Origin of the sequence: Bradyrhizobium sp. (assembly GCF_016213215.1) — a bacterium.
Lineage (GTDB): Bacteria > Pseudomonadota > Alphaproteobacteria > Rhizobiales > Xanthobacteraceae > Bradyrhizobium.
Map to the genome: position 1 here is coordinate 1 of NZ_JACRAW010000069.1, position 23,635 is coordinate 23,635.

Here is a 23,635-nt window from a genome sequence, read left to right on the forward strand (position 1 = left end):
GCCTCCGCGCCGCTTGACGCCAGCTTCGGGCGCCAGGACCACACGATTTGGCCGTCCGCGCACATCCTCGCCCGGCGTTCGACGGCTGGCGTGTGCTCACCCTCGAAGCCGAAGCGAAGACGCTTTCAGCGCCGTTCGTCCACGCGAAAGCCTTGCTCACGGACTTGAGGTCCGCCCTGCAACGCCACTTCGCGCACGACGCAGTCGCGTCCACCGCATCCCAACCCGCGTTTCGTGACGACTCGCGATCCGCCCCTCGTGTCGGGTGAGACGGGGCGAACCATACGCCAATTCCGAATTCGGTAAAAGCGAAATATTTTCGTCGGCAGGGCTTGACAGGTTTTGCGGGGATTTGCCCGGCGGGCAAAATCGGATGTACTCGACCGTGCTAATACGGCTTGTTGCGGAAGAGATCTGGAACCGGCGAGCGGGTCTCATTTGCGTCAAAGTCCGCCTTATACCTGGGCGGCGAATGCATCACTCCTAGGCCAATTCCCAGATGAAAACCGAAGTTCTGCTGACGCGTCTCGCGATCGGCGTGAGCGCGCTTGCGCTTGCGCTCGGCTTTGCGAGCCTAATCTCCGGCCTCGATCTTGGTCTTGACCGGCCTTCGATCAAGAAACTGCTTTTGGCTGTCGTCTTCTGCGCGGCCTTGTTGAGCCTGTTCTACGGTAACGTCGTCTACCAGCTGACGCGACTTGGAGAGATAAAACGACACGCCACTCGACGCGACAGCGTGAGCGACCGCGAGGCGTTCCACGCGATCGAGAGGCCGGCCCCGGTTGGCGTTCTCGTCCCCTCTTACAAGGAGCAGATCCCGGTCGTGATGCAGACGTTGCTGTCGGCGGCTCTTTCCGAGTACCCCGACAAGCGCGTTACGTTGCTCATCGATGATCCGCCGGCGACCAGCGGCGCGGATCTCGTCGCGCTCAACGCTACACGCGACCTCGTGGCTGAACTTGACGATTTCTTTGGCCGAGCGGCGCATCGTTTTCGTGCTGCGGCAGAAGCGTATGACGTTCGGGTTACGTCGGCTTCCGTTGTCGTCGAAAGCGAGCGCGAGATTCTTGCCGGGCTCTACCAAGAGGCGGCGGCGCTCGTGCGGCATCTCGGCAAGCTTTATGCTGAGCGTTCTCAGCCGGCATTTGCCCACGCAGACGCGGTTTTCGCCCGTGACGTCATCCATCGTCTCGTGCGGGAGCATCGCGAGCACGCCGCGAAACTTCGAAGCGTAAAGGAGCTGGGATCGCAGCAGATTCGCCGGGAGTATCGGCGATTGGCCACTCTGTTCGCGGTGCCGATCGATTGTTTCGAACGCAAACGGTTCGGCAATCTTTCGCACGCGCCCAACAAGGCGATGAATCTCAACAGCTATATTGGCCTTATCGGACGTGCCTTTCGCGTTGAAAGGAGCCGCGGTAACGATCCTCTCCTCGTCGAGTGCCCTGAAAACGAGGCCGACCTCGTGGTTCCGTGCGCGGACTACGTGATCACCGTCGACGCCGACAGCATCATCCTCCCCGATTACATCGCCAAGCTTGTCTCCATCATGGAGGCGGATGCCGGTATCGCGATTGCGCAAACGCCCTATTCGGCCTACCCGAACCCGCCTTCGGTGCTTGAGCGCGTGGCGGGCGCGACCACCGACATCCAGTATCTCGTGCACCAGGGTTTCACTGCGTACGACGCGACGTTTTGGGTGGGCGCCAATGCGGTGCTTCGCTATGCGGCCCTCGATGAGATCAGGACCGTTACGGACGAGCGTGGTCACACGGTTCCTGTCTTCATCCAGGAAAAGACATTGATCGAAGACACGGGATCGACCATTGATCTCGTGGCACGCGGCTGGCGCTTGCACAACCATCCGGAGCGGCTGGCTTACAGCGCGACCCCGCCAGACTTCGGAGCGCTCGTCATCCAGCGGCGGCGGTGGGCGAACGGCGGACTGATCATTTTCCCGAGCGTCCTTGACCTCTGGCGAGGCCGCGGCTCGCGGCGCGCAGGCGGGCTGGAGGTATTCGTCCGTTCGCATTATCTGCTCTCGCCGGCGCTTGCGAATGTCAGCCTCTTGCTGCTTCTTTCGATTCCGTTCGGTCGCGAGTTCTCCAATGTATGGTTCCCGATCGCTGCCGCTCCCTACTACCTGCTTTACGGACGGGATCTGGTTCGATGTGGCTACAAATGGTGGGACATCCTGCGCGTTTATACGCTGACGCTGCTGCTCGTCCCCATAAACCTGGCCGGAGTGTATCGTTCGATCGAGCAGATAGTCACCGGACGCAAGAGCGCCTTCGCACGCACGCCGAAGATTGACGGCCGCACGGCTGCGCCAGCCTGTCATCTTCTCGCCCTGGCCGCGCTCCTGGCTACCGCCGTTGTTTCGGCGGCAACCAACCTGTGGTTTGGCAGCCTGCTGTTCTTTGGCTTTTCTGCAGTCAACGCCGCCTTCTTCCTTTACGGCATCTTGTGCCTGATAGGTTGGCGCGAGGCGCTAACCGACATCATGGCGGGCATCGGTTTGGCCACGGTCCCTGACGATCCGGCTGCCGACTTGGCGACGGAACTGATCGAAGAACCGGGCATGTAAGAGAGGGGGAAATGATCGTGGTGAAGCAGCGACGGTTCTGGGCAAAGACCGCGGCATTTGGGGCCGAGCCGTGAAGCGGATCGCCAGCCTTGCTTCGGCCCTCGTCGCCACGTTCACAGGCGCCGGCGCGGAGGAGCCGCCGCGCTTTTCTGTGCAGAGCACGAGTGATTTTGCTTCTTATGGAGCTTTCTACACCGACCTCACGGCGCTCTACTCTCCGTTCGGCAATCTGTGGGAGCCAGGCTGGCGCGTGGAGGGGATTGCCTCGGCGCGCCGCTACAGCATGATCGATTCCGGCCACAAGCGGATCGGGCTCGATGCAACGGTGGATGTGCTTGCGGGTTACCAGTTCATGGCGAACGGCTGGTCATTGCTTGTTGCCGCGGGGATGACCGTGGTGGACAGTCACCTGTACGCGGCGCGCAACCTGCCTTCCTCGAATACGATGCTCTACGGCGCGAAGGTCCTAGGCTCGCTCTACGGCAAGCCCACTGATGACACGATGGTTTACCTCCAGGCACACTACAACACGGCCTCGGAGTTCTACTACGTGCAGGGCAAGACAGGTCTCGCGATCGCTCCCAATCTCTTCGTTGGGCCCGAGGCTGCGTTCTCGGGTAGCTGGACCTACGACCAGCTTCGTCTCGGGGCGCATGTAACGGGCGTTACCTTTGCCGGTTTCAGCTCCGGCATCTCGCTTGGTTTCGTGCGGGACAGCAATTACGGCGAGGGGCTTTACCTGGGCGCCAATCTTCAGGCCAACTTCTGAGCTTCCTCAAATTCCAGCATCTGTTAGAACACGCGACAGCAGGCCGCGTGAACAATATTGCAGAACGGCTTGGAATTCGGGGGGGGGGAAACACGATGGCGTATCTCTGGACGCCACCTGCGGAGCTGGTGGAAAAGAGCAACCTAACCGCATTCCTTCGCGCCACGGGGCAGCCCGATTACGATGCACTCGCTGCCAAGGCCGATGCTGATCCGGCGTGGCTCATGCAGGAAGTATTCAGATTCTGCGGCGTCCGTTTCTACCGCCCGATCGAGCAGATGATGGACGTCTCGCGAGGTCAGCCGTGGGCTCGCTGGTGCATCGGCGGAACGACGAACATCGTCCTCAATTGCATCGACAAGCACCGCGGGACCGCGGTGTGGGACCAGACCTTTCTCGTCTGGGAAGGCGAAGACAAGCGCGAACAGCGGAAACTGACCTACAGTGAATTCGCCTCGGAGGTCGGACGGCTGGCCGGCGGCTTGCGCAAGCTCGGAATCGGCAAGGGGGATGTGGTTGCCATCTACATGCCGAACCTGCCCGAGACTTTCGTCGCCTTCTTCGCGATTTTGAAGATCGGGGCGATCGTGATGCCGCTGTTCTCAGGCTTCGGCCCCGACCCAATCCGGTCGCGGCTGAACCACGGCGACGCCAAGGCAGTGATCACGGCCAACGCCACCTGGCGCCGCGGAGTTCCGGCGCGCCTGAAATCCGTCCTCGACGAGGCACTTGGAAACGCAGCGAGCGTCGAGCACGTGATCGTCGTCGACCGCGGCGGGCTGGACATCGATGCACCGATGCAGGCGGGACGGGACCACTGGTGGCACGAGATCACCCGAGAAGGCGACGACGTTCCGACCGCCGAGATGGAAGCCGAAGATCCGGCGGTCCTTCTCTACACCTCGGGCACAACCGGGGAGCCCAATGGCTGCGTGTGGACGCACATCAGTTTCATCGGGTCCATGGTCACGCGCGACATGATCATCTGCGGCGACGTCAAGCCTTCGGACCTTTTCTTCTTCTTCAGCGACATGGGATGGATGGTTGGCGCCATGTGCGCCTGTATTCCAAGTTTCGCGGGCGGCAGGCTGCTGGTCGCGGAGGGCACGCCGGACTATCCCGATACGGGTCGCTTCTGGCGCCTGATTGCCGAACACAAAGTCACTTATCTCGGCGTTTCGCCCACCATCGTGCGCGGCATGATGCGATATGGCGACGAGGTCGAGAAGTACGACCTCTCAAGCCTTCGGATGACGACCTCGGGCGGCGAAGCCTGGACCGAGATGCCGTGGAAATGGTTTTTCGAGCACGTCTGCAAGTCCAGGATGCCCATCATCAACATCTCGGGCGGAACGGAAGTCGGCGGCTGCATCTTCACCGGTACCTCCAACCATCCCATGAACCCATGTTCGTTCTCCCGACCTGCACTCGGGGTCGGCGCCGACATTGTGGACATGTCGGGAAATCGCGTCGGCGACGGAGAAGTCGGCGAACTTGTGCTGCGCCATGCGTCCATCGGCCTCACCAAGAGCCTCTGGAAGGCCGATCAGCGCTATCTCGACAGCTATTGGAATACGATACCCGGGATCTGGGTTCACGGCGATTTCGCCATGCGCGGCCACGATGGCCTCTACTACATCCTCGGACGATCGGACGATACCATCAAGGTTTCGGGAAAGCGTGTCGGCCCGGCCGAATTGGAGGGCGTCCTGACCGCAACCGGCAAGGTCGCAGAGGCTGCGGCTTTCAGCGTCCCTCATCCGGTGAAAGGCTCAGCCATCGTGTGCGCTTGCGTACCGATGGCGGGGACGCAGGATTCTGACTCTCTTTCGGAAGAACTGTCCCAGGCGCTGGTGCGCGGGATGGGCGCTTCGTACCGCCCGGAAGAAGTCCTGCTGGTCGACGACTTGCCGAAGACGCGCAACATGAAAATCATGAGACGCGTGCTTCGTGCCGTTTTCGAGGACAGGGATCCCGGCGATCTTTCCTACCTTGCCAACCCTGAAGCGGTTGAGCACTTCCGGCGAAGCCTGACGGCGTCCCGGTCAGGCTGATTTTCGGTTATCGATCTGACCGCAGGCTCGGTGACCTCTCCCCGGCGGGGAGAGGTCGATTTGCGTAGCAAATCGGGTGAGGGGGACTCAGGTACCAAGAGACCGCGCCCCTCACCCGGCGCGGCGCGCCGACCTCTGCCAATGGGAGAGGTAGGTCGTAGGCGCGGCGACAATTAAAGCTTCAGATCGGACAATCCTTGGGGAACGCAGGCTTGCGCTTCTCCAGGTGAGAGGCCAGACCTTCGTGCGCCTCGGCGCCAGCGAAGCCGAGGATTTCCAGGGCGGTCGAGGTGTCGAACAGCGGCCCGTTGACGCGAAGCCAGTTGTTCAGGGAATATTTGGTCCAACGGATCGCGCTCTGCGCACCGGTCGCGAGATCCTGGGCGGTTTCAAGCGCAATCTTCTGCAGTTCGGCATCTTCCACGCAAAGCGAGACCAGCCCGATGCGTTCAGCCTCCTCACCCGACAGCGGCTTGCACGTGAGCAGATAGTACTTCGCCTTCGCCAACCCGCAGAGCAATGGCCAGATGATGCAGGCGACATCGCCCGCCGCCACACCGAGACGCGTGTGTCCATCGACGATTCGCGCAGACTTTCCGCAGATCGAGACGTCGGCAAGGATGCCGACGACGAGGCCGGCTCCCACCGCAACGCCGTTGATGGCAGAGATGATCGGCTTGTTGCAGTTGATAACGTTGTAGACGAGGTCCTTCGCTTCCTTCCACGTGGCCATCCGCGCGGCCGGATTATCGAGCAGGCCCTTGATCAGCTCGAAATCACCTCCGGCCGAGAACGCTTTTCCGGCTCCCGTCACGATCACGGCGTTGACATCGGGGTCGTCGTTGATGTCGCGCCAGATGTTGGTGAGCTGCGTATGCGTTTCGGCATCCACGGAATTATATGTTTCGGGACGATCGAAGGTAATGCGCAAGATCCGCTCCAGCGGATAATCGAGCTTCAGTCTGGTGTAGGCGGCGTATCGACCGGACATTTGAACGTTCCTGCTCTTGGCACCCCAAGGTGCAACCTTTTCTAACAAATGTTAGAGTTCGTTATTGTCTGCCGCAAGCACCGCGTTCGCCAAGAGTGTCGAAAGGTACCGCTCGAGGGAACGTCCGTACCAACTCGGTCAATACCTGGGTTGGCGCTGCGTGCGACGTGGTGACCCTGTCCCCCATTCACCTGCCGAGCGCGTCTGGACCTCGCGAGGTCTCGATTTTTCTGGAAACCTTTTCCCCCAAGAACCATCCAAGTGGGCACCGAGGAGCTCAACGGCACGGGTGCAGCACGAGCACGCGGACGGCCCCGCTTGAGGCCGATGCCGCGCTCGGGAGGGGACGCCCTGGAACCAACACGAAGGAGGTATCAATGGCAAAGGCGACTTCTATCACAAGACGAAGCATGGTCGCGGGACTGGCGCTGACCGCTGCGCCAGCGGCTTTGGCGGAGATCGACAGCGCGTACGCGCAGGTTCGCCAGCCCACGCCTGAGAAAAGTCTGTATGAGCGGCTCGGCGGCGTCTTCGCTATCGCGGCGGTCGTCGATCACTTCAGCGACGCCGTCGTGAAGAACCCTGTCGTTGGTCGGAAGTCCAAAAATCCGCAGCTGCGGGAGTGGCACACAAAAGATCTTGAAAGGCTGCCCGGCCTCAAGTTCATGCGCACGCTGTGGGTCTGTAACGTTTCGGGCGGGCCGTTCCAGTTCACAGCCACAAAGCCCGGCTCGACGCCGCTTGGCCTTGAGGAGGCCCACCGCGACCTCCGCATATCCCCGGCAGAATTCGACGAAGTCGCAGCGGAACTCGGGCGGACCCTCGACTTTGCCAAGGTCCCGAAACGCGAAAAGGCCGAAGTCCTGGCAGCATTCGCCGCCCACAAGGACGAGGTGACCGCCGGTTACGCCGCGCGCGCCAAACGCGGCTGAACCATTCCGTGTTCTCCGGTCGGACGATCCCGCCCGGTCGAGGCCGGCCGCGAAGGCAGCCTGCGCGCCGGCCGCAAACCGAACAAAGCGACCGGTTGCCGCGGTGTGCGTTCTGCTGTTGGCGCAATGCGAGACGCGTAGGGGAAAGGCGCTCACCAAGACCTGACGACGCAAATCGGGACGGACAAGCAAAAGCTGAAGACGCGAGAGGAACAGAACCGGAAGGCGGGAGTTTCCGACATCAATCCCTTGAATGGAGGCAAGAGCTATGGGCCGTGGAATGCCATCGATGACTGCACTTCTCGGGCTGCTCGCGATTGCGGGGTATCAGAATCGCGACAAGCTGGCAGAATTGCTCAAGGGTGCAGGAGCTGGCGAGTCGTCCTCGGCCGGCAACCAGCAGCCGCTGGGCGGCCTGATTGGCGGCCTGAGTGGGATGTTGGGAGGGGCGGGAGTAGGTGGACTGCTCAACGGAGGAATTGGCGAACTACTGGAGCGCTTCCAGCAAAACGGCCAGGGCGATGCGGCTAAATCCTGGATCGATCGAGGTCCCAACAAGGAGATCTCACCACCCCAGCTGAAGCAGGCGATCGGATCTGACGTCCTGGAGAAGCTCGAGCAGCAGACCGGGCTCTCACAAGAGGAGCTTGTTGCCAGGCTATCTCGCGAGCTACCCACGGCGGTCGATAAGTACACGCCTGACGGGCGCTTACCTTCTGCATGATGGACCACCTCCTTCACTGCAGCGTTTCGGGAAGGACTTCTGAATGAGCATCCTTTGGACGATCATCATCGGCTTCATTGCCGGCGTGATAGCTAAACTCATCATGCCCGGAGACAACGAGCCGTCCGGCTTCATACTGACGACCATCCTCGGCATCGTCGGCGCTTTCGTCGCGACCTGGCTCGGTCAGGCTCTCGGTTGGTATCGCCCGGGAGAGGGCGCTGGCTTGATCGGTGCTGTGGTCGGCGCGATCATCGTTCTCTTCGTCTATGGAATGGTGGCCGGCCGGCGACGGCGCACGATCTAGAATGCCGAAGTCTTTGCGAGTGGTGCCGAGACCGCGCCCGCGAGGTTGGCTGCTCCGCGGGCGCAGCAGTCTGGGTGCTCAGCCGGCGCGAACATAGCCGTAGCGCAGGTTCGAGGGCTGACCAGCCAACTCGTACTCGTTCTTGAGCGCCGCGAGACGATCCTCCGAATACGTCGGCATGGCGTTGTCGGCCGCCTTCAGCTTCATCTTGTAGAGTCTCGTCGCGTTCCCGGCGAAGATCAGCTGCTTAATGGCACTGTTGGCGTCCCCGAGCGGCGCAAACCCGTACTTCTTCTGCATGTCCTCCGGGATTTCCAGCCGGCGCAGCGCCTCGATCTGCCACTGCGGCGAGCCGTACCAGACCGAGTCGGTGCCCCACATGACATGGTCGATCCCCATGCCCTTGATGAGCGTGCCGACCAGCGCGGCGCAGAACTTCGGATGCGCCACCGCCGAGTTGGCAAACGAGGTGCCGAGTTCGGCGTAGACGTTGGTGACGCCGAACTTCTGCGGGATTTCCGCCAGGTCCGTCGCCCAGCGGATGCGGCCGGTCTGTTCGAACTCCGCCCAAGCCTGGTCGGGCAGCTCAAGGAACGGCCGCAACGCCGAGTGATAGATCACGAAGTTCATCTGCGGCCAGTCCTTGGCGGCTTTCCCGATATCCCACGCGGTTGCGTATTCCCACACGCCGGCGAACGACTTCTCGTAGTCGGGCGGCAGCAGGCCCTTGTGGATGCACAGCGTATTGATGCCCGCCTTCCCCGCTTTGTCGTAGAACGGATACATCAGCTGTTCGTCATCGAGCCGCCATGGAAACTTCGAGGGCGCCAGCGGGTCTCCGATCGTGTAAGACTTCCAGGAATCCGGCTTGTAGATCTCGATCGCCTTGTCGACCTCCTCCATCCAGCCGGGCTGCTTCGGGGTGATCACGCTGTGCGCCAGCAAGCGCCGCGAGCCGGCGAAATCGTTGATCAGCTCGCGCGCCTTGACGATCTGCTCGTTGGACAGAAGCCACCAGCTCGGGTCGTCGAACGGCGCACCGCTCAGCAGCGCCACGCTGGTGTCGCTGTCGTAGTAGATCTCTTTCACGTAGTTCTGAAACTTGTAGCGTGCGAGCGAGGAGACGCCTTCCTCCTTCATCTTCGGATTCCAGTGCTCGCTCGCGAACTGGCCGAGGCCCAGGAGTTCCTTATGGTCGAAGTCGTCGCGCACGAAATGGGTCTGGACATCGAAGATGAACTGGCCCGCCAGAGTTTGCGCCCGAGCCAGCATGAGCTCGGGCTCGCGGGCTTCGGCCGGCGTAACCTGGAAGACATTGCCGTAGATGTCGTTCATCGCGAGAAATGCCGCAGCCATGCCGCAGCCTGTAAGCATGAATTGGCGGCGGCTCAGACCCAGCTGCTTGCAGTTCACGTCGGCGAGCTCATTGATCCGTGCCTCGACCTTCTTCTGGGTAGCGCTCTGCGGGGGCGGGAGATACTCGCCGTTGGAGACGATCTGGGTCGGGATCGGGGTCGCCGCAGATGCCGACTCGGCGCCTGCGACGAGGCGCTGCTCTCGTTCACTCAGCCACGTGCTCATCGTTGTCCTCCTCCTTGTTCCCGGGTGCGCGAGCGCCCCGGCGCTTACAGCGCAGCAACATGCGTCGGCGGCCGAACCGACCGGCGCCGATACGAATTTCTGTCGAGACGTTTTCGAGACATTCGCAGCCCTGCTGAACCAGTTCGGACGTTTGGTTCTCGGTCTGCAGCCCTTGGCTGAGCCCGAGCGAGATTTGCATCCCGCGATCGGAGCAGAGTGGAGGAATTCAACGCTCAAACTTGTAGTCGCGCAAGCATGTTATCCGGCAGCCACGTTGCCCCAAGCCCTGGTTCCAGATCATCCGTTTGCGCTTCGCGCCGGATACGAGGCGTGAACAACCAGAGTTGACCGGAACCACCTGTGGGCAACGTTACTTCCGGTGGTCGTCCAGCTGTGGTCGTCCGATCCAAGCCCGATTCAGACATCGGGTGGCCCAGTCGGGCTGCTGCTTTCCGCGGAGTCGCGCCTGGGCTTCCTGATAGGGGCCGACGTATCGAAGGCGGGCAGGTACTTTGGGATACACGCGTCGTATCCATGCAAGCGCGCGGTCCGCAGCTCTGTTCTCACGTTCGTCAAAGGTCAACCCGAAGCCCACGCGCAACCGTTCCGGCAACGTCCGGGCAGTGAGGGCCAGGTACCATCTCGGCGGCCGTAGCCATGATGGTCCTCCGGCGAAGATCTGCGCGGCCACGTGGCGCGCCGCGGTGCTGACTGACAGAGTATCGGACTGAACCATCGCCTGGTTATAGGCGACGAACGATGCCCAATCGGCGGGCAAGTCGGCAGAGGTTAGCCCGAACAACGCCCCGAAGAGCCGGCTTTCGGACCAATATTGCTCGCACTCCTCGACCGATAGCGGAGGCAAAGCAAGGTCGTGCGCAATAACGGCGCTCTCGGTCAGGGTGGCGTGAACCCACCGCAGCGCTGACAGATCGTTAGCGCAATAGGTCGTGCCCAAAGCGAAGGGACCGCTTGCCTCGGGCAAGACGCCGACGATCGTCGCGTGGCGCCGATACAGGTGTCGGGCGGCAGCAAGTGCCTTGTCGAGCGAACCGAACACCATTGAAAATACGACGTCAAAGGTTCGATGGAAGCGGCCAATCGGATCCGCAAAGGTCCGAGAGTGTTCGGCGACAGCGGCGGCCACCCATGGGTGGGCCAGTTGAAGGAGCAAAGCGCGACCCGCGCCCAGGAAGATGACGGCTTCTCTGTCGATCCGCCAGGTCAGTGAGGCTGGACCGAAGAGGCCCTCGATCGATCCTGCGGCTTCAGCACGGGCGAAATCCAGAGCCGTCTCCAAGTCGCGTTCGGAAACCAAGTTTGAACCTTTCGAAAGGAGCGGCCGGACAAGTCGGTTGCAATTCGACGACGAAAAAGCAGCCAAAGAGTGTCGCTGTCTTCGGCTCCGCTTCGCAGCTCTCAGCCTCTGGCGAAGCTTGACCGGATCTCCGTCATTGCGCTCTCAATCCAGGCAAAAAGCGCAAATAGACTTGCGCAAGTGCCGCACCGGCTCTGGCCTTGGCGCAAGGTGCCGAGATAATTCGATAAGAACGCTCGATCAGCTCGGATACGACCGCAAACCATCCGTCACCAGATCGATGGCCTGGCAATCATCAGCCAGAATATCGCCATGACCGCGCCGAAAGCGGGAAAGCCAAACACAAACCAGATTCGGAACAGGGTAAAATATCGGGCGGGCAGGGGTTTTCCGTCGACCACCGAAAGCGCGGCAAGATTTCGCATCTGCATCTGGATCCAGACGACCGGGAGCCAAAAGGCTCCAGTCAACACGTACAGGGCGACCGAGAGCACGATCCAGCCTTCGGTCAGGGAATACCCAACCTCACGGGCAAGCAAGACCCCCGTTATCGGCTGCGCGACAACAGCTGTCGCTGTAAACAGAAAATCCGCAAGCACAACCATCCGCGCGACGGCCGCGATCACCGCAGGCTCGCCGGTCAAATGCGCGCGCAGCATGAAAAACGCGATGCCGGCTCCCGTGCCCAGCATCACCGCGGCGCCGATGACGTGAAGATACTTCAGCAGGAAGTACAGCGTCATCTGTCATCCAGAATCCCGAGTGCGATCAGATGTAGCACAACGATCGGGATTATTTTAAGCAGCGGCCCAAGCGGCTCGCTCCATAGGTCCGGGCGCAGAATGGAGCCTGCAACCGCATAGAACAGTGACAGCGCAAGCGCGCCATACAGGCCATGTCGCGTGAGAGGCCGCCATGCGATGCCGATGCCAACGGCAATGTCCGCGAGCGCGCCGGCGATCACGGCCGGGCCTGACAGTTCGCCGGCTCCTGTGCTGCGCATCAGTTCGATGCCGCTTGGATATCCGACAGTCAGTGAAATCACGCCCGTCCCTATCCAGAACGCCGCCAGTACTGGAAAGATGATTGCCTTGGCGAGGTACAGGCGCGCGAACCATTTTTCCTGGATGGTGGCAGGTTCACGCGCAAGCGCCTGCGTCAGCGACTCGGGACGAATGCCGGTTATCCCGGTCCATCGTTCCGGATTCCCTGTGGCTCCGCGTGCGATCTCCCGCGCGGCATTGGTCCGCACGGGCGGGCGCCAACCCAGTGCTCCCGCCATGTCGCCGAGCGCATAAAGAAAAGTCGCAATCGCGGAAGGAAGGGTGAAGCTCCGAGCCCGCGTCCAGCCGTACCAACGACGGTACTGCGCGATGATTTCTTGCATCATCAACCTGTCGGGACCGGCAAGTTCAAGCTCCAGGCGTGAGGGAGCATTCGGCTTCAGAAAGAACGAAATCGTCGCAAGCAGATCCGGAAGCTGAACGACCTGAAGCGCCTGCGTGCCGGGCATCAACGGCACGACCGGCAAGCTGGCGAGGGCACGAATGAGCGCGCTCGCGCCAAAGGCGGGGCGCCCGAGGACTACCGAAGGTCTCAAGATGACCCAGTCCAAATCCCGAGCCATCAGCTGCCGGTCGCCGCGGTATTTTGTCGCCGAGAACGGCGAGGGTTGCGCCCGATCAACTCCGATCGCGGATAAATGGATCACCCGACGAATGCCAACCTGTTCACAGGCGGCGAACAAGACCCCCACGCCTGCCGAGTGGACGCCCTCCGCGTCCTCACGCGGGCTGTCTTGCAGCACGCCGGCGCAGTTGATGACCGCGTCGACAGCTTTCAGGTGAGGGAGCCAGTCCTCGGGGCGGCGGGCGGTCGCAATGTCCAGGCTCACCCATCCTGCGACCGCCATTTCGTGACGCGGCCGGCGAGCTAGTCCCACGATCTGGTGCCCCTCCCGGGCCAGCCCAGCCGCTATTTCCGATCCAATCAGGCCCGATGCTCCGATGAGGAGAATGTTCATGCACGCGTTCCGGTCGGCCGTCTGCCTGGCTCAGAGAACACGTACTCGCACGCCGGTGTTCCAACGGATGTTGGGATGGGCGCCATCAAAGGCCGTGGCAACATTAGCCTCCGCAGTTCTGCTGGTACTCCGGCGCGCGGGGCGCGCGCTCCGGACAAGACGCGGCTGGGGCGATCATCGTCCCTGGCTTTGGACCGATCACTGCGCGCTTTCCCGAAGCGGAACCCACCGAGGCGGCAGCCGATGAGCATCGAGGGTAGCAAGGCAATGCCGGGTTTCAGCCTTTCAGGAACAAATCAACGGACGATGAGTTCGAGTTGCACTCATATGAAGAAGAAGAACCCATGGCACAATCAGTCGAATACCTCAGGCGAGAGTCTGAGCGCAGCCGCGAGCAGCTGACCACTACCGTCGAATTGCTCAAGTACAAGATCAAGGATACCGCCGAGGACATCCGGTACAGAGTTTCTCCGGCCGGCATCAAGGCGGAAGTCTCAAGCTATCTGAGCGACAAAAGCAAGAACTGGGTCGACGCTCTCAAGCAACAGGCGATGGAAAATCCATTGCAGGCGATTGCTGCGGGGGTGGCCATCGCGGCCCCGACACTTCGGTTGTCGCGCGCAATCCCACTCCCTCTTCTTGTCATGGGCGCGGGGCTCGCCCTTAGCTCCAGGACAGTGCGAGAGAAGGCAAGCGACCTGGCCGCGCCGCTGACCGAAAAGGCCAAAGCCTATGTCGCTGATGCTTCCGATCAGGCCAAATCCACCGGTGCTTCGCTGCAAGAGACCGTTTCCGACACCGCCAGCCAGGCGATGAACAAGGCCGGTGAACTCGGCGACACCGCCTCGGCCAAACTGGAGGATCTCCGAGATCAGGCTGTTCAGACTGGAGCCGCCCTCCGCGACAAATTGACCGCGAGCGCTCAAGTGGCCAAGGACGCAATGGAACAAGCGCGGAGCAAGGCCGTGGACGCAACCTCCGCTGCTCCCGAGGCCGCCCGGCAGGCGATCAGGCAGAATGCCGCGCTGGTTGGCGCCTTGGGCGTTGCAATCGGCGCCATCGTCGCAGCCTCGTTCCCCGCCAGCCGCGCGGAGAGCCGGATGCTTGGGAAGCCGAGCGCACGTGTACGGGAGGCTGCGAGGCACGCGGCTCAGTCGGGTTATGAAGCGGCGAAAGAGGCGACTCTTTCGGCCGTAGAGTCCGCAGCGCAAACCGCGTCCGATGCCGATCTTGGAGAGCACGCCAGCCGCATGACCCAGGACGTGGCAGAGACGCTGAAGACGGTGACGGAAGACGCTGTCACGACGGCGTTCGAACCGTCTCACAATCACCAGAGTGAACAGAGGCAGTCATGAGCGATTTCGACGTTTACAACAAAGAGAGCAAAGAACGATCTTCCCAGTCTTCCTCCAAAGGCCAGACGGGGGAAAGCTCCCGACCGTTCCAGGGTCAAATGAGCGAAGCCGAAGCCAGGCAGCGTGCGGGCGAGGCTTTCCAGGCGTCAAGTGACGCTGCGAGCGGGCGGTTCAAGGAAGCCGCCGAGGCCGTCAGGGACGTTGCATCCGACGCAGCCGGCAAGGTCCAGGAGAAGGCTCGCGAGCAGCAACATGCGGGGGCCGATTTCGTCGAACGGGTAGCCGGGAACATCCGCAGCGCTGCCCAAGCGTTCCAATCAGACGCCCCCTTCGCCGCTCGCGGCATCAACTCGGCCGCCGATTACGTGGAGGACGCTGCCGAGAAAATCCGGAACGGGACCTTCCGCGACCTCGTCGACGGAGCGACCGATTTTGCGAAGCGCCAGCCGGTTGCTTTCCTCGGGCTGTCCGTGCTCGCAGGTTTTGCCGCCGTGCGGTTCCTGAAGGCTTCAGGCGACACCTCCGGGGCGCGGGACGACAGATCATGATCGACAGACAGGACTTCCGCACCATCGCCACGCTGATGGGTGATGCGCTTTCGCAATTCACCAAGCTGTTTCAGAACGAAATCGAGCTGGCGAAAGCCGAGTTCGGCGAAAAAGCCCGGCAGGTGGGCACCGCGGCCGGCATGATCGCGGCAGGAGCGATGTTCGTCATACCGGCGCTGGTCATGGCGCTGTTCGCGCTTTCCGCCGCCTTGATCTCGGCGGGATGGTCGGAGCCGGTTTCCTACCTGGTGTCGGCCGTCATCGCCGGGCTACTCGCGGCGATCTTGTTCGCGATCGGTATCAACCGCCTGGATGCAAGGACGCTGGCGCCGAACGAAACAATGCGCCAGCTCGACAAGGACAAGAACGCGGTAAAGGAAATGGTTCGATGAACAACCCCAACAACTTCGTGGACAAACTGACCGCCGCGGCCCGGGAGAATCCGCTCGGTGCCGCCCTGGTAGCGGGCGGGGCCTTGTGGTTCCTGCTTGGCAATCAGGGCGTCAAGTCGGCGGCATCGGGTATCGCCAGTGCGGCCGAACCGGTGGTCGACATCACCGCGCGCAACATCCGGAACACCGGGGCCGCCGTTCGCGACGGCGTGAGCAGGGCGGCAGAGGCAGCGGGCGCCTCGAAAGCCGAAGCTGCGGGCAATATCCGCGAGGGAATGCAACCGATGGCGAATTCGGCCTCCGAAACCTTCGACTCTCTCCGGGAGGTCTGGGCAAAAGGCACATCTCACGTCATGGAGACGGCAGGTCAGTTTCCTGATCCCCGTGAGACCGTCAGAGGGGCATACACGCAAACGCGAACCATTTTGTCGGATCTTTTTGAAAGGCAGCCGTTGGCGCTTGGCGCGATCGGCTTGGCGGTCGGTGGCATGGTGGCCAGCGCCTTCCAGAGCTCCGCACTCGAGAACGAGATGGCAGGCCCTTTGAGTGACAAGGTAAAGAACAGCATCCAGACGCGAGCCGCTGGCGTGTCGCAAAGCTTGAGAGAGGGAGCGGACGTGGTGAGAAATGAAGTCAGCGACATGACCGCCGAATCGATCGACAGGCTTAAGCGAACCGGCGATGATGCTCTTCGTGCAGCTCGTGAGACGTCAGGCGCGTAAGCGCATCTCTCCCTGCCTTGATCTCAGCGCCAATGTCCGCAAGCGGACGAATGTTTCTTGAGGTCGGTAAGCTCGACGGCGAAGTCGGAAGTACTACGTGGGCAAGGCGCGGGCAGGGTCTGCGTCCGCGTTACCGCGAGCCTTGTCCGAGGTGAGTCCAATCATCCAAGCTGATCAGAGCGGCCGAGATCACCGGGATGGGAGAGCAAGATTGGCTGACACGCACCAGGCGATGACCATCATTGCAACGGCGATCTTGGATGCTCTCAAGGAGCAACCCCCGCACCAGATGGGGACTGAGGAAGCCAAGATCGTCGCAAAGTGTGTCGTCGAGGCGCTGGCCGATGCCCAGCTGGAAATCGTGCCTGTCCAGAGCAGCAACGAATGATGGATCGGTCAAGGCTGCGCACGACCTGGGGTGCGCACGCCAATGCGTCTAGAATTTCGAGACAGTCGCAGCCTTCAAATCAGCTTCGGCATGTGAGTTGGAAGCAACCGCAGCGCCGAGATTACCTGTGCGGATAAGCTTCTGGGCGTCAACCTCCTTGCTGATAGCCGCGATGGAATCTCCAATCTTGTCCACGATGCTCCTGAGTTCGTGCTCCGTCACGCCAAGCCGTTTCTTGATTGTCCTGACCTGCCGCGCATCGGTGAGGTCCAGTCTGTTGCGAATGGGCGTCCGTTTTACAGTGCGCATGATGGCGTGCTCCGATGCGAAGCTAATCGACGCGGACAGGGAATGTTCCAGCCTGCGCCTCAAGATCGCTTTGGATCCGAAGAAGCCGTGCTTCGGCACCTCGATCGCACTCGCGGAACGGTGTAATCCGATCGGGCTGTCTCCGTCGTCCGATCGGAGTCTCTTCCGAACTCCGGCGGAGGGCTGAGCTCGGCTACTTCTTGAGACTGAGGATAAACGCGATCAGATCGTCGGTATCGGACTCCGAAATGATCAGGTTGGGCATTCGGTTGTGATTGGAGCGAAGAAACACCTTCAGGGAAAGCGGCGTGGTTGAGGACAGATTGGCTATTTCCGCGAAGCCGGAAGGACTCTCAGCGCCGGTCCGACCGCTAACCTGATGGCATTGCATGCAAAGCGTAGCCGCCGTTCGACGTCCTGCAGAGGGATCTCCACTGACAGGCTGGGCCGACGTTTCCCCGCCAATTGCATACGACGCGACAAAAAGGGCTGACACGAAAAGGCCGCGACAAACATCGGAAGCGTTCATTCGAGCACCGGATGGGTTTCGTTTTCGATCTGCAGTATCACCCGGCGGCCAGCCGGCGGCAAGCCGAGCCATCGTCTGGTCGAAATGGCCAACCAGAAGACTCCAACACCAACCAAAGTGGCTATTGCATGGCCGATGATCTGGCGGGCGGATCCAGGGCCAGTGCCGGTGATATCGTCGCCCTGAGACCACCCGGTGACGAATTGGACAGGTTCAGCTGCCAGCCATAAGCGTCGAGAACGTCCTGGACAATGGCGAGTCCGAGACCCGCGCCTCCGCCTCGCTCGTCGAGGCGAACGCCACGTTCGACGACGCGTGACAACAGGGCAGGCGCGATTCCCGTTCCGTCGTCTTCGATGACGATGGACGGTCCGACTGGACCGGACTCGGCCGCGATGAGGACGCGCCCTGCCGCATGGCGGACGGCGTTCTCCAGGAGATTGCCGAGCACCTCCGCCAGATCGGTCCTGTCGAACGGCACGCGAAAATCGTCGGGTATCTTCGGCTCGAACGTCACTCGTGAGCCCTGGGGCGTGCGCGACAGCGTCGAGACCAGTGACCGGACGAGGGGCGCGAGTTCAGTAGAGGACGTGCCTGCAGTTCGCGCGCGACCTCGCACTCTGGCCCGCGCCAGCTCGCGATCGACGTTTCGGCCCATCGCCTCGCCGACCGCTTCGATGTCCTCGGCGATTGCGTGCTCGCCACGTTCGTGGAGGCGGGATGCGTCGGCCGCAAGTGCCGCGAGCGGCGTCTTCAGGCCGTGGGCCAGGTCCGCGGCGCGGCTGCGCGACCGCTCGATCTCCTCTTCCTGGGCGTCGACCAGGGCATTGACCTCCTCGACCAGAGGCCTGACTTCGGCCGGCACCGAAGATGGCAGACGCCGACTGCGCCCCGCCCTGATGTCGGCCACGCCACGGAGCAGGGCGGCAAGCGGACGCAAGCCGACGCTGACCTGGATCGAGGTCGCAATCGCCAGAACGCAGGCAAGAAGGACGAGCGCGATCGCGAGATCTTTCGCGAAGGCCGATGCGGCGGCGGAAACCCGCGCGAGGTCGGCGGCTACCGCCAGGCGCACCAGGACGCGCTTGCCGTCGGTCGAAAGCGTGACTGCGCGCTCCGCCAGCAGGAGCCGCTTTCCTTGCGGTCCCGCCACTTCGTGCTGGTGAACGTCGCCCGGCCCGAGCTTGTCCAGCGGGAGGTTCAAGGTCATGTCCCAGAGAGAACGGGAGCGCAGGAGCTGTCCCCGTTCGTCGCTGACCTGCCAGTAAAGCCCGGAAAGCGGATCGGCGAAACGCGGATCGCCTGGCGTCTGCGTCAGCACCAAATTGGACAGCGCGTCGACATCAATGCCGGCGAGCAGTTGCTTGAGATGGACATCGAGATCTTCGGCGAGGTTGCGCGCGACATGCCGCTCGAACACGAGGACCAGCCCGCCGCCGGCGATCGCGAGGGCGACCAGGATGGCAACAAGCCCGCCGGCCACGAGCCGCAATCTCAGCGAATGCCAGTTCATGGCGTATCCGGCATGAAATAGCCGAAGCCGCGCCGCGTCTCGATGGCGCCGGCACCCAGCTTCTTGCGCACGCGCCCGATCAGCACTTCCAGAGTGTTCGAGTCGTGCTCCTCGCCGTGACCATAGACGTTCTCGTCCAATTCCAGCTGCGACACCACCCGCCCGCGGTTTCGGAGCAGGTAGGCGACGAGACGGTATTCCAGCGGCGAGAGCGTGATCGGCACGCCGCGCCGCGTCACCTTCATTTGCCGCTCGTCCAGCGTGATCTCGCCTGCGCTCAGAATAGAGGAGGCGCGCCCCGTCGAGCGCCGCACGATCGAGCGCAGTCGCGCCAACAGCTCTTCCATTCGAAACGGTTTGGGCAGGTAGTCGTCGGCACCTGCATCGATCCCGTCCACCCGCTCGGCCCAGCTGCCCCTCGCGGTCAGGATGACGACCGGCATGTCGCGCCCGTTGGCGCGCCAGCGCTTAAGGACGGCAAGGCCGTCCATGCCCGGCAAGCCGAGGTCGAGGATGACGGCTCCATAATCCTCGGTGTCGCCGGCGAACCACGCGTCTTCCCCGTTGGTGACGGTTTCCACCACGTACCCGGAGGCTTCGAGCGTACGAGACACATCTGACGCGATGCGCGCGTCGTCCTCGACAACAAGTATGCGCATCACTTCTCCTTCGTCCGCTCGACCATGCCGCTGCGCGCGTCGACGTAGATCTCGAGGAGCCGTCCTCTGTGGTCGACGACGCGCAATTCGTACATCCAGCGGCCCATCTCCCGTTCCAGCTTGACGCGGACGATCTCGCCGGGAAGCTTGCCGCGAACGGCATCCAGGATTTCCGCGAGCGGGCGGATTTCGCCGGCCTGAAGCGCCTGCCGCGCCTCATCCTGGTCCCGGGCGGCGGAAGGCGTACCACCGAACGCGGCCAGGGCGGCGACCGCAAGCAACATCGTCCGAACGCGATGAAAGGTTAACGTCATGAAGCATCTCATCATCCAGGGATAAAGATGCCAGATCGAGCCTGACAAATCGCTGACTTCGATCAACAGGCGGCCGTTGGCGCCCTTCTGGCAGTCTCCTCGCCGTCGGCCCCGCGTGGTGCGGTGGCCCACCATCAGCAGGAGATATCTATGCGCAAGATCGCCCTTTTGACCATCGCCGCGGCGGCCCTTGGAGCGGCAACGGCTCAGGCCGGAAGCCTGGGCAAGCCGTGCACCACGGCGCCCGAAGGTCAGTGGCTCTCGATCGAGCAACTGCAGGCCAAGGTCGAGGCGCTGGGCTTCAAGGTGGAGAAGGCCAAGCTGAAGAAGGCCTGTGGCGAGCTGTACACGCTCGACAAGAATGGAAACCGGGTCGAATTGTTCGTCGATCCGACCAACGGCCAGATCGTTGGCCGCCTGTGACGGGCGACATGAGTCTCGTGAGCGATACGATCGAAGCCGGCGGCGCGACGCCGCCGGTGACGGTCAAGGTGTGGGACCCGTTCGTGCGGCTGTTCCATTGGTCGCTGGTCACATGCTTTGTGGTGGCCTATGCAACCGGAGACGAAATCGAGAAGGTTCACCTCGCGGCCGGATACACGATTGCCGGTTTGGTCGCGGCCCGCATCGTGTGGGGCGTGATCGGCTCCCGTCACGCGCGGTTCAGCGACTTCGTCCGGTCGCCGCGAGAGGTGCTGTCCTATCTCCGCGACGTGGTGCTCCTCCGGGCGCGGCGCTATCTCGGTCACAATCCTGCAGGCGGAGCGATGATCGTCGCGCTCCTTGCGGCCCTCATCGGCACCTGCACGACCGGCTTCATGATGACCACCGACGCCTATTGGGGAGCCAAGTGGGTGGAAGAGGTCCATGAGCTCTTCGCCAATCTCACCGTGGGCCTTGTGGTAGGGCACATCCTCGGCGTGCTGGTGGCCAGCTTCGAGCACAAGGAGAACCTCGTCGCCTCGATGATCAGCGGCAGGAAGAGAAAGGCGGATTAGCGAGGTGGCGCGATCGGTCGAAAATGGGGGCCGGGCGGACCGTCATGCGAGACGTCCGCTTTGCACCCAGACCGCTTGATCTTGAGAGGTAACTTTGAACCATTCTGGCCCGTCCTGAGACAGACGCACATCGTCAACAGCGCGGGACCGCGCTCGCCTGCGAGGGGCCCGCTCGCCATGGAACGTCCTACCGTGTTTCTCAGCCGTCTCGGCAAGTTCGGCCTGATACCGATTGGCGTGCTGCTGCTGCTCGGAGCCGCCTACACGGCCTGGACCACAAGAGCGTGGCTCGCGCGCGCCGTTGAAGTGCGCGGGTCAGTGATCGAGATGGTGCGCGTGCGCAACAGCGAAAACACAGGCTATCTCTTCACGCCGATCGTGCGCTTCAAGACCGTGGCCGGCAGGACCATCGAATTCGAGTCCGGCGTGCGGACCAATCCGCCCGCTTACCGCACCGGCCAGACCGTCTCGGTCGTCTATGATCCCGAGGAGCCTCAATCGGCGGCGATCCGAGGGATGATTTCCCTTTGGCTCATGCCGATGATCCTGAGTTTCATCGGGTCCATCTTCCTTTTGGTCGGAACTGCCATGGTCGTGCTGAGTGGCCGGGTCGAACGAATGTTCGACCAGCCCGCCTCTGCGTGATCCGTCGGCCAGGCCGGGCGTCTCGTCGTCTCGCCGTGTCGTAGTTCCGTAAGCCGCGGGGTGTCTGGAATGAGAGCGCTGCGTCACATCAACAGGACACATCCATGATCGCCTTCCAGAGTCCGGCGCATCGGCAGACCTCCTGGCTGAGGCATTGCATGGCGCTGCTGCTGGCTTTGGCGGTGCTGCTCGGTCTTGAGGCGTCCGCGGATGCTGCCATCGAGAACCGGTCGAAGCTCTGGAATTCCTGCCGCATGGACGACGGCGAGGCCGGGCTCGCAGCCTGCATGGCGATCATCAGCACGCGCGGCATTCCAAGACAGGAGCGCGCGGCCGCGTACTACAATCGGTGCTACAACTACCTCCTGCGGCACGACTACAGGAACGCACTGACGAATTGCGACCGGTCCCTCGAAGACAATCCGTCGTTCTACGACCCCTGGCTCGCGCGGTCCGTGCTCCGCAGTGGACTCGGCCAATTCGATCTCGCCATCTCTGACGCGACCCGGGCGCTGGCGGTGGCGACCAACAATTCCGACCGTGCCGGTGCGCTGCGCAACCGCGCCGCGGCCCATGTGCGACACGGCAACGGCGCGCAGAGCCGGGCCGACCTGGACCGCGCGGCCAAGCTGCAGCCCGGCAACGTCTACAATTTCATCATGCAGGCTGACTTCCTGCTCCAGCTCGGCCGCCCGGACGAGGCGCTCTCATACGTTGCGCGCGCCCGGGCCGCTCGCAACGCCGCCGGCGACTACTCGCAGCAGAAGACCGCCTCGGACATCGGCGTGCTGCATAGCAAGGCCCTGGTGGGGGTGCAGCGCTTTTCGGAAGCCCTTTCGGTGCTGGACGGGCTGCTCAAGATAGACCCCAACAACGCCGAAGCGTTCGCGCTCAAGAGCCTGGCGGCGTCCCGAACGAGCAACATGGTGGCCGCCCGAGACGCGCTGGCGGCCGCGCGCCGGCTGCCGCTCTCCAGCGTCGATGCCGCCGACGTGTTCCGCGAGGCCGAGCAGGTTCTGCGCGAGCTGGACAGCAGCCTGGCGCCATCCCGCGAGGAGCCGGCGGCCCCAGGCAGGCAGCCGTCGCGAGAGCAGGCCAATCGCGTCGCGCTGGTGATCGGAAATTCCGCCTATCAGAACGTAACCGCGCTCAACAATGCGGGGCGTGACGCGGAGGCCCTGGCTGCGGAGCTGGACACGCTCGGCTTCCGCAAGGTCACGCTCCTGCGCGACCTGACGCGCGAGCAGATGTTCGCTGCCCTGCGAGGCTTCGCGAGGGAAGCCGAGACGGCCGACTGGGCCGTCATCTATTTTGCCGGGCACGGGCTCGAGATGGGTGGAATCAACTGGCTCGCGCCGGTGGATGCGCAGTTCAAGACAGATCGCGACGTTCGCCTCGAAGCGGTGTCGATCGACGAACTCAGCGCCACAATCGAAGGCGCGCGGGGACTCCGGCTGATCGTGCTCGACGCGTGCCGCAACAATCCGTTCACGACGCAGATGCGCCTGACCAACAGCACGCGTTCGCTCGGAAGCGGACTCGCGCGGGTGGAGCCCGAGGGTGGGACGATGGTCGCCTATGCGGCGAAGGCCGGTCAGGTGGCACAGGACGGAGAGGACGGCAACAGCCCGTTCATGAAGGCGCTGCTTAAGCGACTGAAGCAGCCGGGGCTGGAGATTTCCATGCTCTTTCGCTTCGTTCGTGACGACGTGTTGGCAGCGACGGGACGGCAGCAGGAGCCTTTCGTGTACGGTTCGCTTCCGAGCGAGCCCTTCTACTTCCGCACCGCGGCGACGGCCGCACGCTGAGGCGCGCCGCCGTTGTCGTTGGCAGGTGGAGACCTGAGTTGATGATGGGCCCGGCTGACCGGTCGATGCCGCGCTCTCGGGGCGGCGGGGCAGGCGGCAGCAGCGGCGGCGGCAATGAATGACGGTCGCGCAGGCAAATGCGCCCCAAGGTTGTTGTGCCGCCATCCGC

At 62.6% G+C, this 23,635-nt stretch carries 26 protein-coding genes; 15 read left to right on the forward strand and 11 right to left on the reverse strand.

What is annotated here, in order from left to right; all coding sequences use genetic code 11:
- Positions 1 to 628 precede the first annotated feature (628 nt).
- The 3 genes from HY852_RS12255 to HY852_RS12265 all read left to right on the forward strand — a co-directional run bounded on the left by HY852_RS12255 (position 629) and on the right by HY852_RS12265 (position 5,410).
- Positions 629 to 2,587, forward strand: coding sequence for a glycosyltransferase family 2 protein (locus HY852_RS12255; protein WP_291604960.1), 1,959 nt, complete (start codon positions 629 to 631; stop codon positions 2,585 to 2,587).
- 70 nt (positions 2,588 to 2,657) lie between these two features.
- A complete protein-coding gene (gene bcsS / locus HY852_RS12260; RefSeq protein WP_291604961.1) occupies positions 2,658 to 3,356 on the forward strand; it encodes a cellulose biosynthesis protein BcsS in 699 nt (232 codons plus the stop codon).
- 95 nt (positions 3,357 to 3,451) lie between these two features.
- Positions 3,452 to 5,410, forward strand: coding sequence for an AMP-binding protein (locus HY852_RS12265; protein ID WP_291604962.1), 1,959 nt, complete (start codon positions 3,452 to 3,454; stop codon positions 5,408 to 5,410).
- Positions 5,411 to 5,591: 181 nt separating this feature from the next.
- Here HY852_RS12265 and HY852_RS12270 read toward each other — a convergent pair whose 3' ends face one another.
- Positions 5,592 to 6,401, reverse strand: coding sequence for an enoyl-CoA hydratase/isomerase family protein (locus tag HY852_RS12270; RefSeq protein ID WP_291604963.1), 810 nt, complete (start codon positions 6,399 to 6,401; stop codon positions 5,592 to 5,594).
- Positions 6,402 to 6,778: 377 nt separating this feature from the next.
- Between HY852_RS12270 and HY852_RS12275 the strand changes: the two genes are divergently transcribed.
- From HY852_RS12275 to HY852_RS12285, 3 genes are all read left to right on the forward strand, one after another.
- Positions 6,779 to 7,333 (forward strand): group 1 truncated hemoglobin, encoded by a 555-nt coding sequence (locus HY852_RS12275; RefSeq protein WP_291604964.1) that lies wholly within the window; start codon positions 6,779 to 6,781, stop codon positions 7,331 to 7,333.
- Positions 7,334 to 7,601: 268 nt separating this feature from the next.
- Positions 7,602 to 8,057 carry a YidB family protein gene (locus HY852_RS12280; RefSeq protein WP_291604965.1) on the forward strand — a complete coding sequence of 152 codons (456 nt, stop codon included), beginning with the start codon at positions 7,602 to 7,604 and terminating at the stop codon, positions 8,055 to 8,057.
- Between the two features lie 43 nt (positions 8,058 to 8,100).
- Positions 8,101 to 8,364, forward strand: a complete 264-nt coding sequence (locus HY852_RS12285) for a GlsB/YeaQ/YmgE family stress response membrane protein (RefSeq protein WP_291604966.1) — start codon at positions 8,101 to 8,103, stop codon at positions 8,362 to 8,364.
- A gap of 78 nt (positions 8,365 to 8,442) precedes the next feature.
- Here HY852_RS12285 and HY852_RS12290 read toward each other — a convergent pair whose 3' ends face one another.
- The 5 genes from HY852_RS12290 to HY852_RS12310 all read right to left on the reverse strand — a co-directional run bounded on the left by HY852_RS12290 (position 8,443) and on the right by HY852_RS12310 (position 13,286).
- A complete protein-coding gene (locus HY852_RS12290; RefSeq protein ID WP_291604967.1) occupies positions 8,443 to 9,945 on the reverse strand; it encodes an amidohydrolase family protein in 1,503 nt (500 codons plus the stop codon).
- Positions 9,926 to 10,144: a hypothetical protein gene (locus HY852_RS12295; RefSeq protein ID WP_291604968.1), complete on the reverse strand. Its 219-nt coding sequence runs from the start codon at positions 10,142 to 10,144 to the stop codon at positions 9,926 to 9,928. The genes HY852_RS12290 and HY852_RS12295 overlap by 20 nt, the downstream gene beginning before the upstream one ends.
- A gap of 171 nt (positions 10,145 to 10,315) precedes the next feature.
- Positions 10,316 to 11,263: an oxygenase MpaB family protein gene (locus tag HY852_RS12300; protein ID WP_291604969.1), complete on the reverse strand. Its 948-nt coding sequence runs from the start codon at positions 11,261 to 11,263 to the stop codon at positions 10,316 to 10,318.
- Between the two features lie 269 nt (positions 11,264 to 11,532).
- A complete protein-coding gene (locus tag HY852_RS12305; protein WP_291604970.1) occupies positions 11,533 to 12,006 on the reverse strand; it encodes a DUF2269 domain-containing protein in 474 nt (157 codons plus the stop codon).
- Entirely contained in the window at positions 12,003 to 13,286 is a 1,284-nt protein-coding gene (locus HY852_RS12310; protein ID WP_291604971.1) for an SDR family oxidoreductase, read from the reverse strand. The genes HY852_RS12305 and HY852_RS12310 overlap by 4 nt, the downstream gene beginning before the upstream one ends.
- Before the next feature lie 344 nt (positions 13,287 to 13,630).
- Here HY852_RS12310 and HY852_RS12315 point away from each other — a divergent pair, with 344 nt between their 5' ends.
- From HY852_RS12315 to HY852_RS12335, 5 genes are all read left to right on the forward strand, one after another.
- Positions 13,631 to 14,641, forward strand: coding sequence for a DUF3618 domain-containing protein (locus HY852_RS12315; RefSeq protein WP_291604973.1), 1,011 nt, complete (start codon positions 13,631 to 13,633; stop codon positions 14,639 to 14,641).
- Positions 14,638 to 15,189, forward strand: coding sequence for a hypothetical protein (locus HY852_RS12320; RefSeq protein ID WP_291604974.1), 552 nt, complete (start codon positions 14,638 to 14,640; stop codon positions 15,187 to 15,189). The genes HY852_RS12315 and HY852_RS12320 overlap by 4 nt, the downstream gene beginning before the upstream one ends.
- Positions 15,186 to 15,581 (forward strand): phage holin family protein, encoded by a 396-nt coding sequence (locus HY852_RS12325; RefSeq protein WP_291604975.1) that lies wholly within the window; start codon positions 15,186 to 15,188, stop codon positions 15,579 to 15,581. Before HY852_RS12320 ends, HY852_RS12325 begins: the two co-directional genes overlap by 4 nt.
- Positions 15,578 to 16,303 (forward strand): hypothetical protein, encoded by a 726-nt coding sequence (locus tag HY852_RS12330; RefSeq protein ID WP_291604976.1) that lies wholly within the window; start codon positions 15,578 to 15,580, stop codon positions 16,301 to 16,303. Before HY852_RS12325 ends, HY852_RS12330 begins: the two co-directional genes overlap by 4 nt.
- 211 nt (positions 16,304 to 16,514) lie before the next feature.
- Positions 16,515 to 16,691: a hypothetical protein gene (locus HY852_RS12335; protein WP_291604978.1), complete on the forward strand. Its 177-nt coding sequence runs from the start codon at positions 16,515 to 16,517 to the stop codon at positions 16,689 to 16,691.
- Positions 16,692 to 16,739: 48 nt separating this feature from the next.
- Here the strand turns inward: HY852_RS12335 and HY852_RS12340 are convergent, their stop codons facing one another.
- From HY852_RS12340 to HY852_RS12360, 5 genes are all read right to left on the reverse strand, one after another.
- Positions 16,740 to 17,000 (reverse strand): DUF3606 domain-containing protein, encoded by a 261-nt coding sequence (locus tag HY852_RS12340; protein ID WP_291604979.1) that lies wholly within the window; start codon positions 16,998 to 17,000, stop codon positions 16,740 to 16,742.
- A gap of 193 nt (positions 17,001 to 17,193) precedes the next feature.
- On the reverse strand, positions 17,194 to 17,601 hold the full coding sequence (locus HY852_RS12345) for a c-type cytochrome (RefSeq protein WP_291604980.1): 408 nt from the start codon (positions 17,599 to 17,601) through the stop codon (positions 17,194 to 17,196).
- Positions 17,602 to 17,650: 49 nt separating this feature from the next.
- Positions 17,651 to 19,042, reverse strand: a complete 1,392-nt coding sequence (locus tag HY852_RS12350) for a sensor histidine kinase (protein ID WP_291604981.1) — start codon at positions 19,040 to 19,042, stop codon at positions 17,651 to 17,653.
- A complete protein-coding gene (locus HY852_RS12355; protein WP_291604982.1) occupies positions 19,039 to 19,701 on the reverse strand; it encodes a response regulator transcription factor in 663 nt (220 codons plus the stop codon). Before HY852_RS12355 ends, HY852_RS12350 begins: the two co-directional genes overlap by 4 nt.
- The gene (locus HY852_RS12360) at positions 19,701 to 19,985 is read right to left on the reverse strand and encodes a PepSY domain-containing protein (RefSeq protein WP_291604983.1); all 285 of its coding nucleotides are present in this window, start codon (positions 19,983 to 19,985) and stop codon (positions 19,701 to 19,703) included. The genes HY852_RS12355 and HY852_RS12360 overlap by 1 nt, the downstream gene beginning before the upstream one ends.
- A 180-nt stretch (positions 19,986 to 20,165) precedes the next feature.
- On the opposite strand from HY852_RS12360, the gene HY852_RS12365 reads away from it, so the two are divergent.
- The 4 genes from HY852_RS12365 (at position 20,166) to HY852_RS12380 (ending at position 23,466) form a co-directional block, all read left to right on the forward strand.
- Positions 20,166 to 20,438, forward strand: coding sequence for a PepSY domain-containing protein (locus HY852_RS12365; RefSeq protein ID WP_291604984.1), 273 nt, complete (start codon positions 20,166 to 20,168; stop codon positions 20,436 to 20,438).
- Between the two features lie 8 nt (positions 20,439 to 20,446).
- Complete coding sequence (locus tag HY852_RS12370; RefSeq protein ID WP_291604985.1) at positions 20,447 to 21,013, forward strand: cytochrome b/b6 domain-containing protein; 567 nt, start codon at positions 20,447 to 20,449, stop codon at positions 21,011 to 21,013.
- A 177-nt stretch (positions 21,014 to 21,190) separates the two neighbouring features.
- Positions 21,191 to 21,658: a DUF3592 domain-containing protein gene (locus HY852_RS12375; RefSeq protein ID WP_291604986.1), complete on the forward strand. Its 468-nt coding sequence runs from the start codon at positions 21,191 to 21,193 to the stop codon at positions 21,656 to 21,658.
- 158 nt (positions 21,659 to 21,816) lie between these two features.
- Positions 21,817 to 23,466, forward strand: a complete 1,650-nt coding sequence (locus tag HY852_RS12380) for a caspase family protein (protein ID WP_291604987.1) — start codon at positions 21,817 to 21,819, stop codon at positions 23,464 to 23,466.
- Positions 23,467 to 23,635: the final 169 nt, after the last annotated feature.

Coding starts and splice junctions, on each gene's coding strand:
- HY852_RS12320 (WP_291604974.1), top strand. CDS start 14,638: ATGAGCGATTTCGACGTTTACAACAAAGAGAGCAAAGAACGATCTTCC.
- HY852_RS12275 (WP_291604964.1), top strand. CDS start 6,779: ATGGCAAAGGCGACTTCTATCACAAGACGAAGCATGGTCGCGGGACTG.
- HY852_RS12360 (WP_291604983.1), bottom strand. CDS start 19,985: ATGTTGCTTGCGGTCGCCGCCCTGGCCGCGTTCGGTGGTACGCCTTCC.
- HY852_RS12270 (WP_291604963.1), bottom strand. CDS start 6,401: ATGTCCGGTCGATACGCCGCCTACACCAGACTGAAGCTCGATTATCCG.
- HY852_RS12370 (WP_291604985.1), top strand. CDS start 20,447: ATGAGTCTCGTGAGCGATACGATCGAAGCCGGCGGCGCGACGCCGCCG.
- HY852_RS12305 (WP_291604970.1), bottom strand. CDS start 12,006: ATGACGCTGTACTTCCTGCTGAAGTATCTTCACGTCATCGGCGCCGCG.
- HY852_RS12280 (WP_291604965.1), top strand. CDS start 7,602: ATGGGCCGTGGAATGCCATCGATGACTGCACTTCTCGGGCTGCTCGCG.
- HY852_RS12290 (WP_291604967.1), bottom strand. CDS start 9,945: ATGAGCACGTGGCTGAGTGAACGAGAGCAGCGCCTCGTCGCAGGCGCC.
- HY852_RS12310 (WP_291604971.1), bottom strand. CDS start 13,286: ATGAACATTCTCCTCATCGGAGCATCGGGCCTGATTGGATCGGAAATA.
- HY852_RS12350 (WP_291604981.1), bottom strand. CDS start 19,042: ATGAACTGGCATTCGCTGAGATTGCGGCTCGTGGCCGGCGGGCTTGTT.
- HY852_RS12380 (WP_291604987.1), top strand. CDS start 21,817: ATGGCGCTGCTGCTGGCTTTGGCGGTGCTGCTCGGTCTTGAGGCGTCC.
- HY852_RS12265 (WP_291604962.1), top strand. CDS start 3,452: ATGGCGTATCTCTGGACGCCACCTGCGGAGCTGGTGGAAAAGAGCAAC.
- HY852_RS12365 (WP_291604984.1), top strand. CDS start 20,166: ATGCGCAAGATCGCCCTTTTGACCATCGCCGCGGCGGCCCTTGGAGCG.
- HY852_RS12340 (WP_291604979.1), bottom strand. CDS start 17,000: ATGCGCACTGTAAAACGGACGCCCATTCGCAACAGACTGGACCTCACC.
- HY852_RS12285 (WP_291604966.1), top strand. CDS start 8,101: ATGAGCATCCTTTGGACGATCATCATCGGCTTCATTGCCGGCGTGATA.
- HY852_RS12345 (WP_291604980.1), bottom strand. CDS start 17,601: ATGGCTCGGCTTGCCGCCGGCTGGCCGCCGGGTGATACTGCAGATCGA.
- HY852_RS12295 (WP_291604968.1), bottom strand. CDS start 10,144: ATGCAAATCTCGCTCGGGCTCAGCCAAGGGCTGCAGACCGAGAACCAA.
- HY852_RS12375 (WP_291604986.1), top strand. CDS start 21,191: ATGGAACGTCCTACCGTGTTTCTCAGCCGTCTCGGCAAGTTCGGCCTG.
- HY852_RS12325 (WP_291604975.1), top strand. CDS start 15,186: ATGATCGACAGACAGGACTTCCGCACCATCGCCACGCTGATGGGTGAT.
- HY852_RS12330 (WP_291604976.1), top strand. CDS start 15,578: ATGAACAACCCCAACAACTTCGTGGACAAACTGACCGCCGCGGCCCGG.
- HY852_RS12355 (WP_291604982.1), bottom strand. CDS start 19,701: ATGCGCATACTTGTTGTCGAGGACGACGCGCGCATCGCGTCAGATGTG.
- HY852_RS12315 (WP_291604973.1), top strand. CDS start 13,631: ATGGCACAATCAGTCGAATACCTCAGGCGAGAGTCTGAGCGCAGCCGC.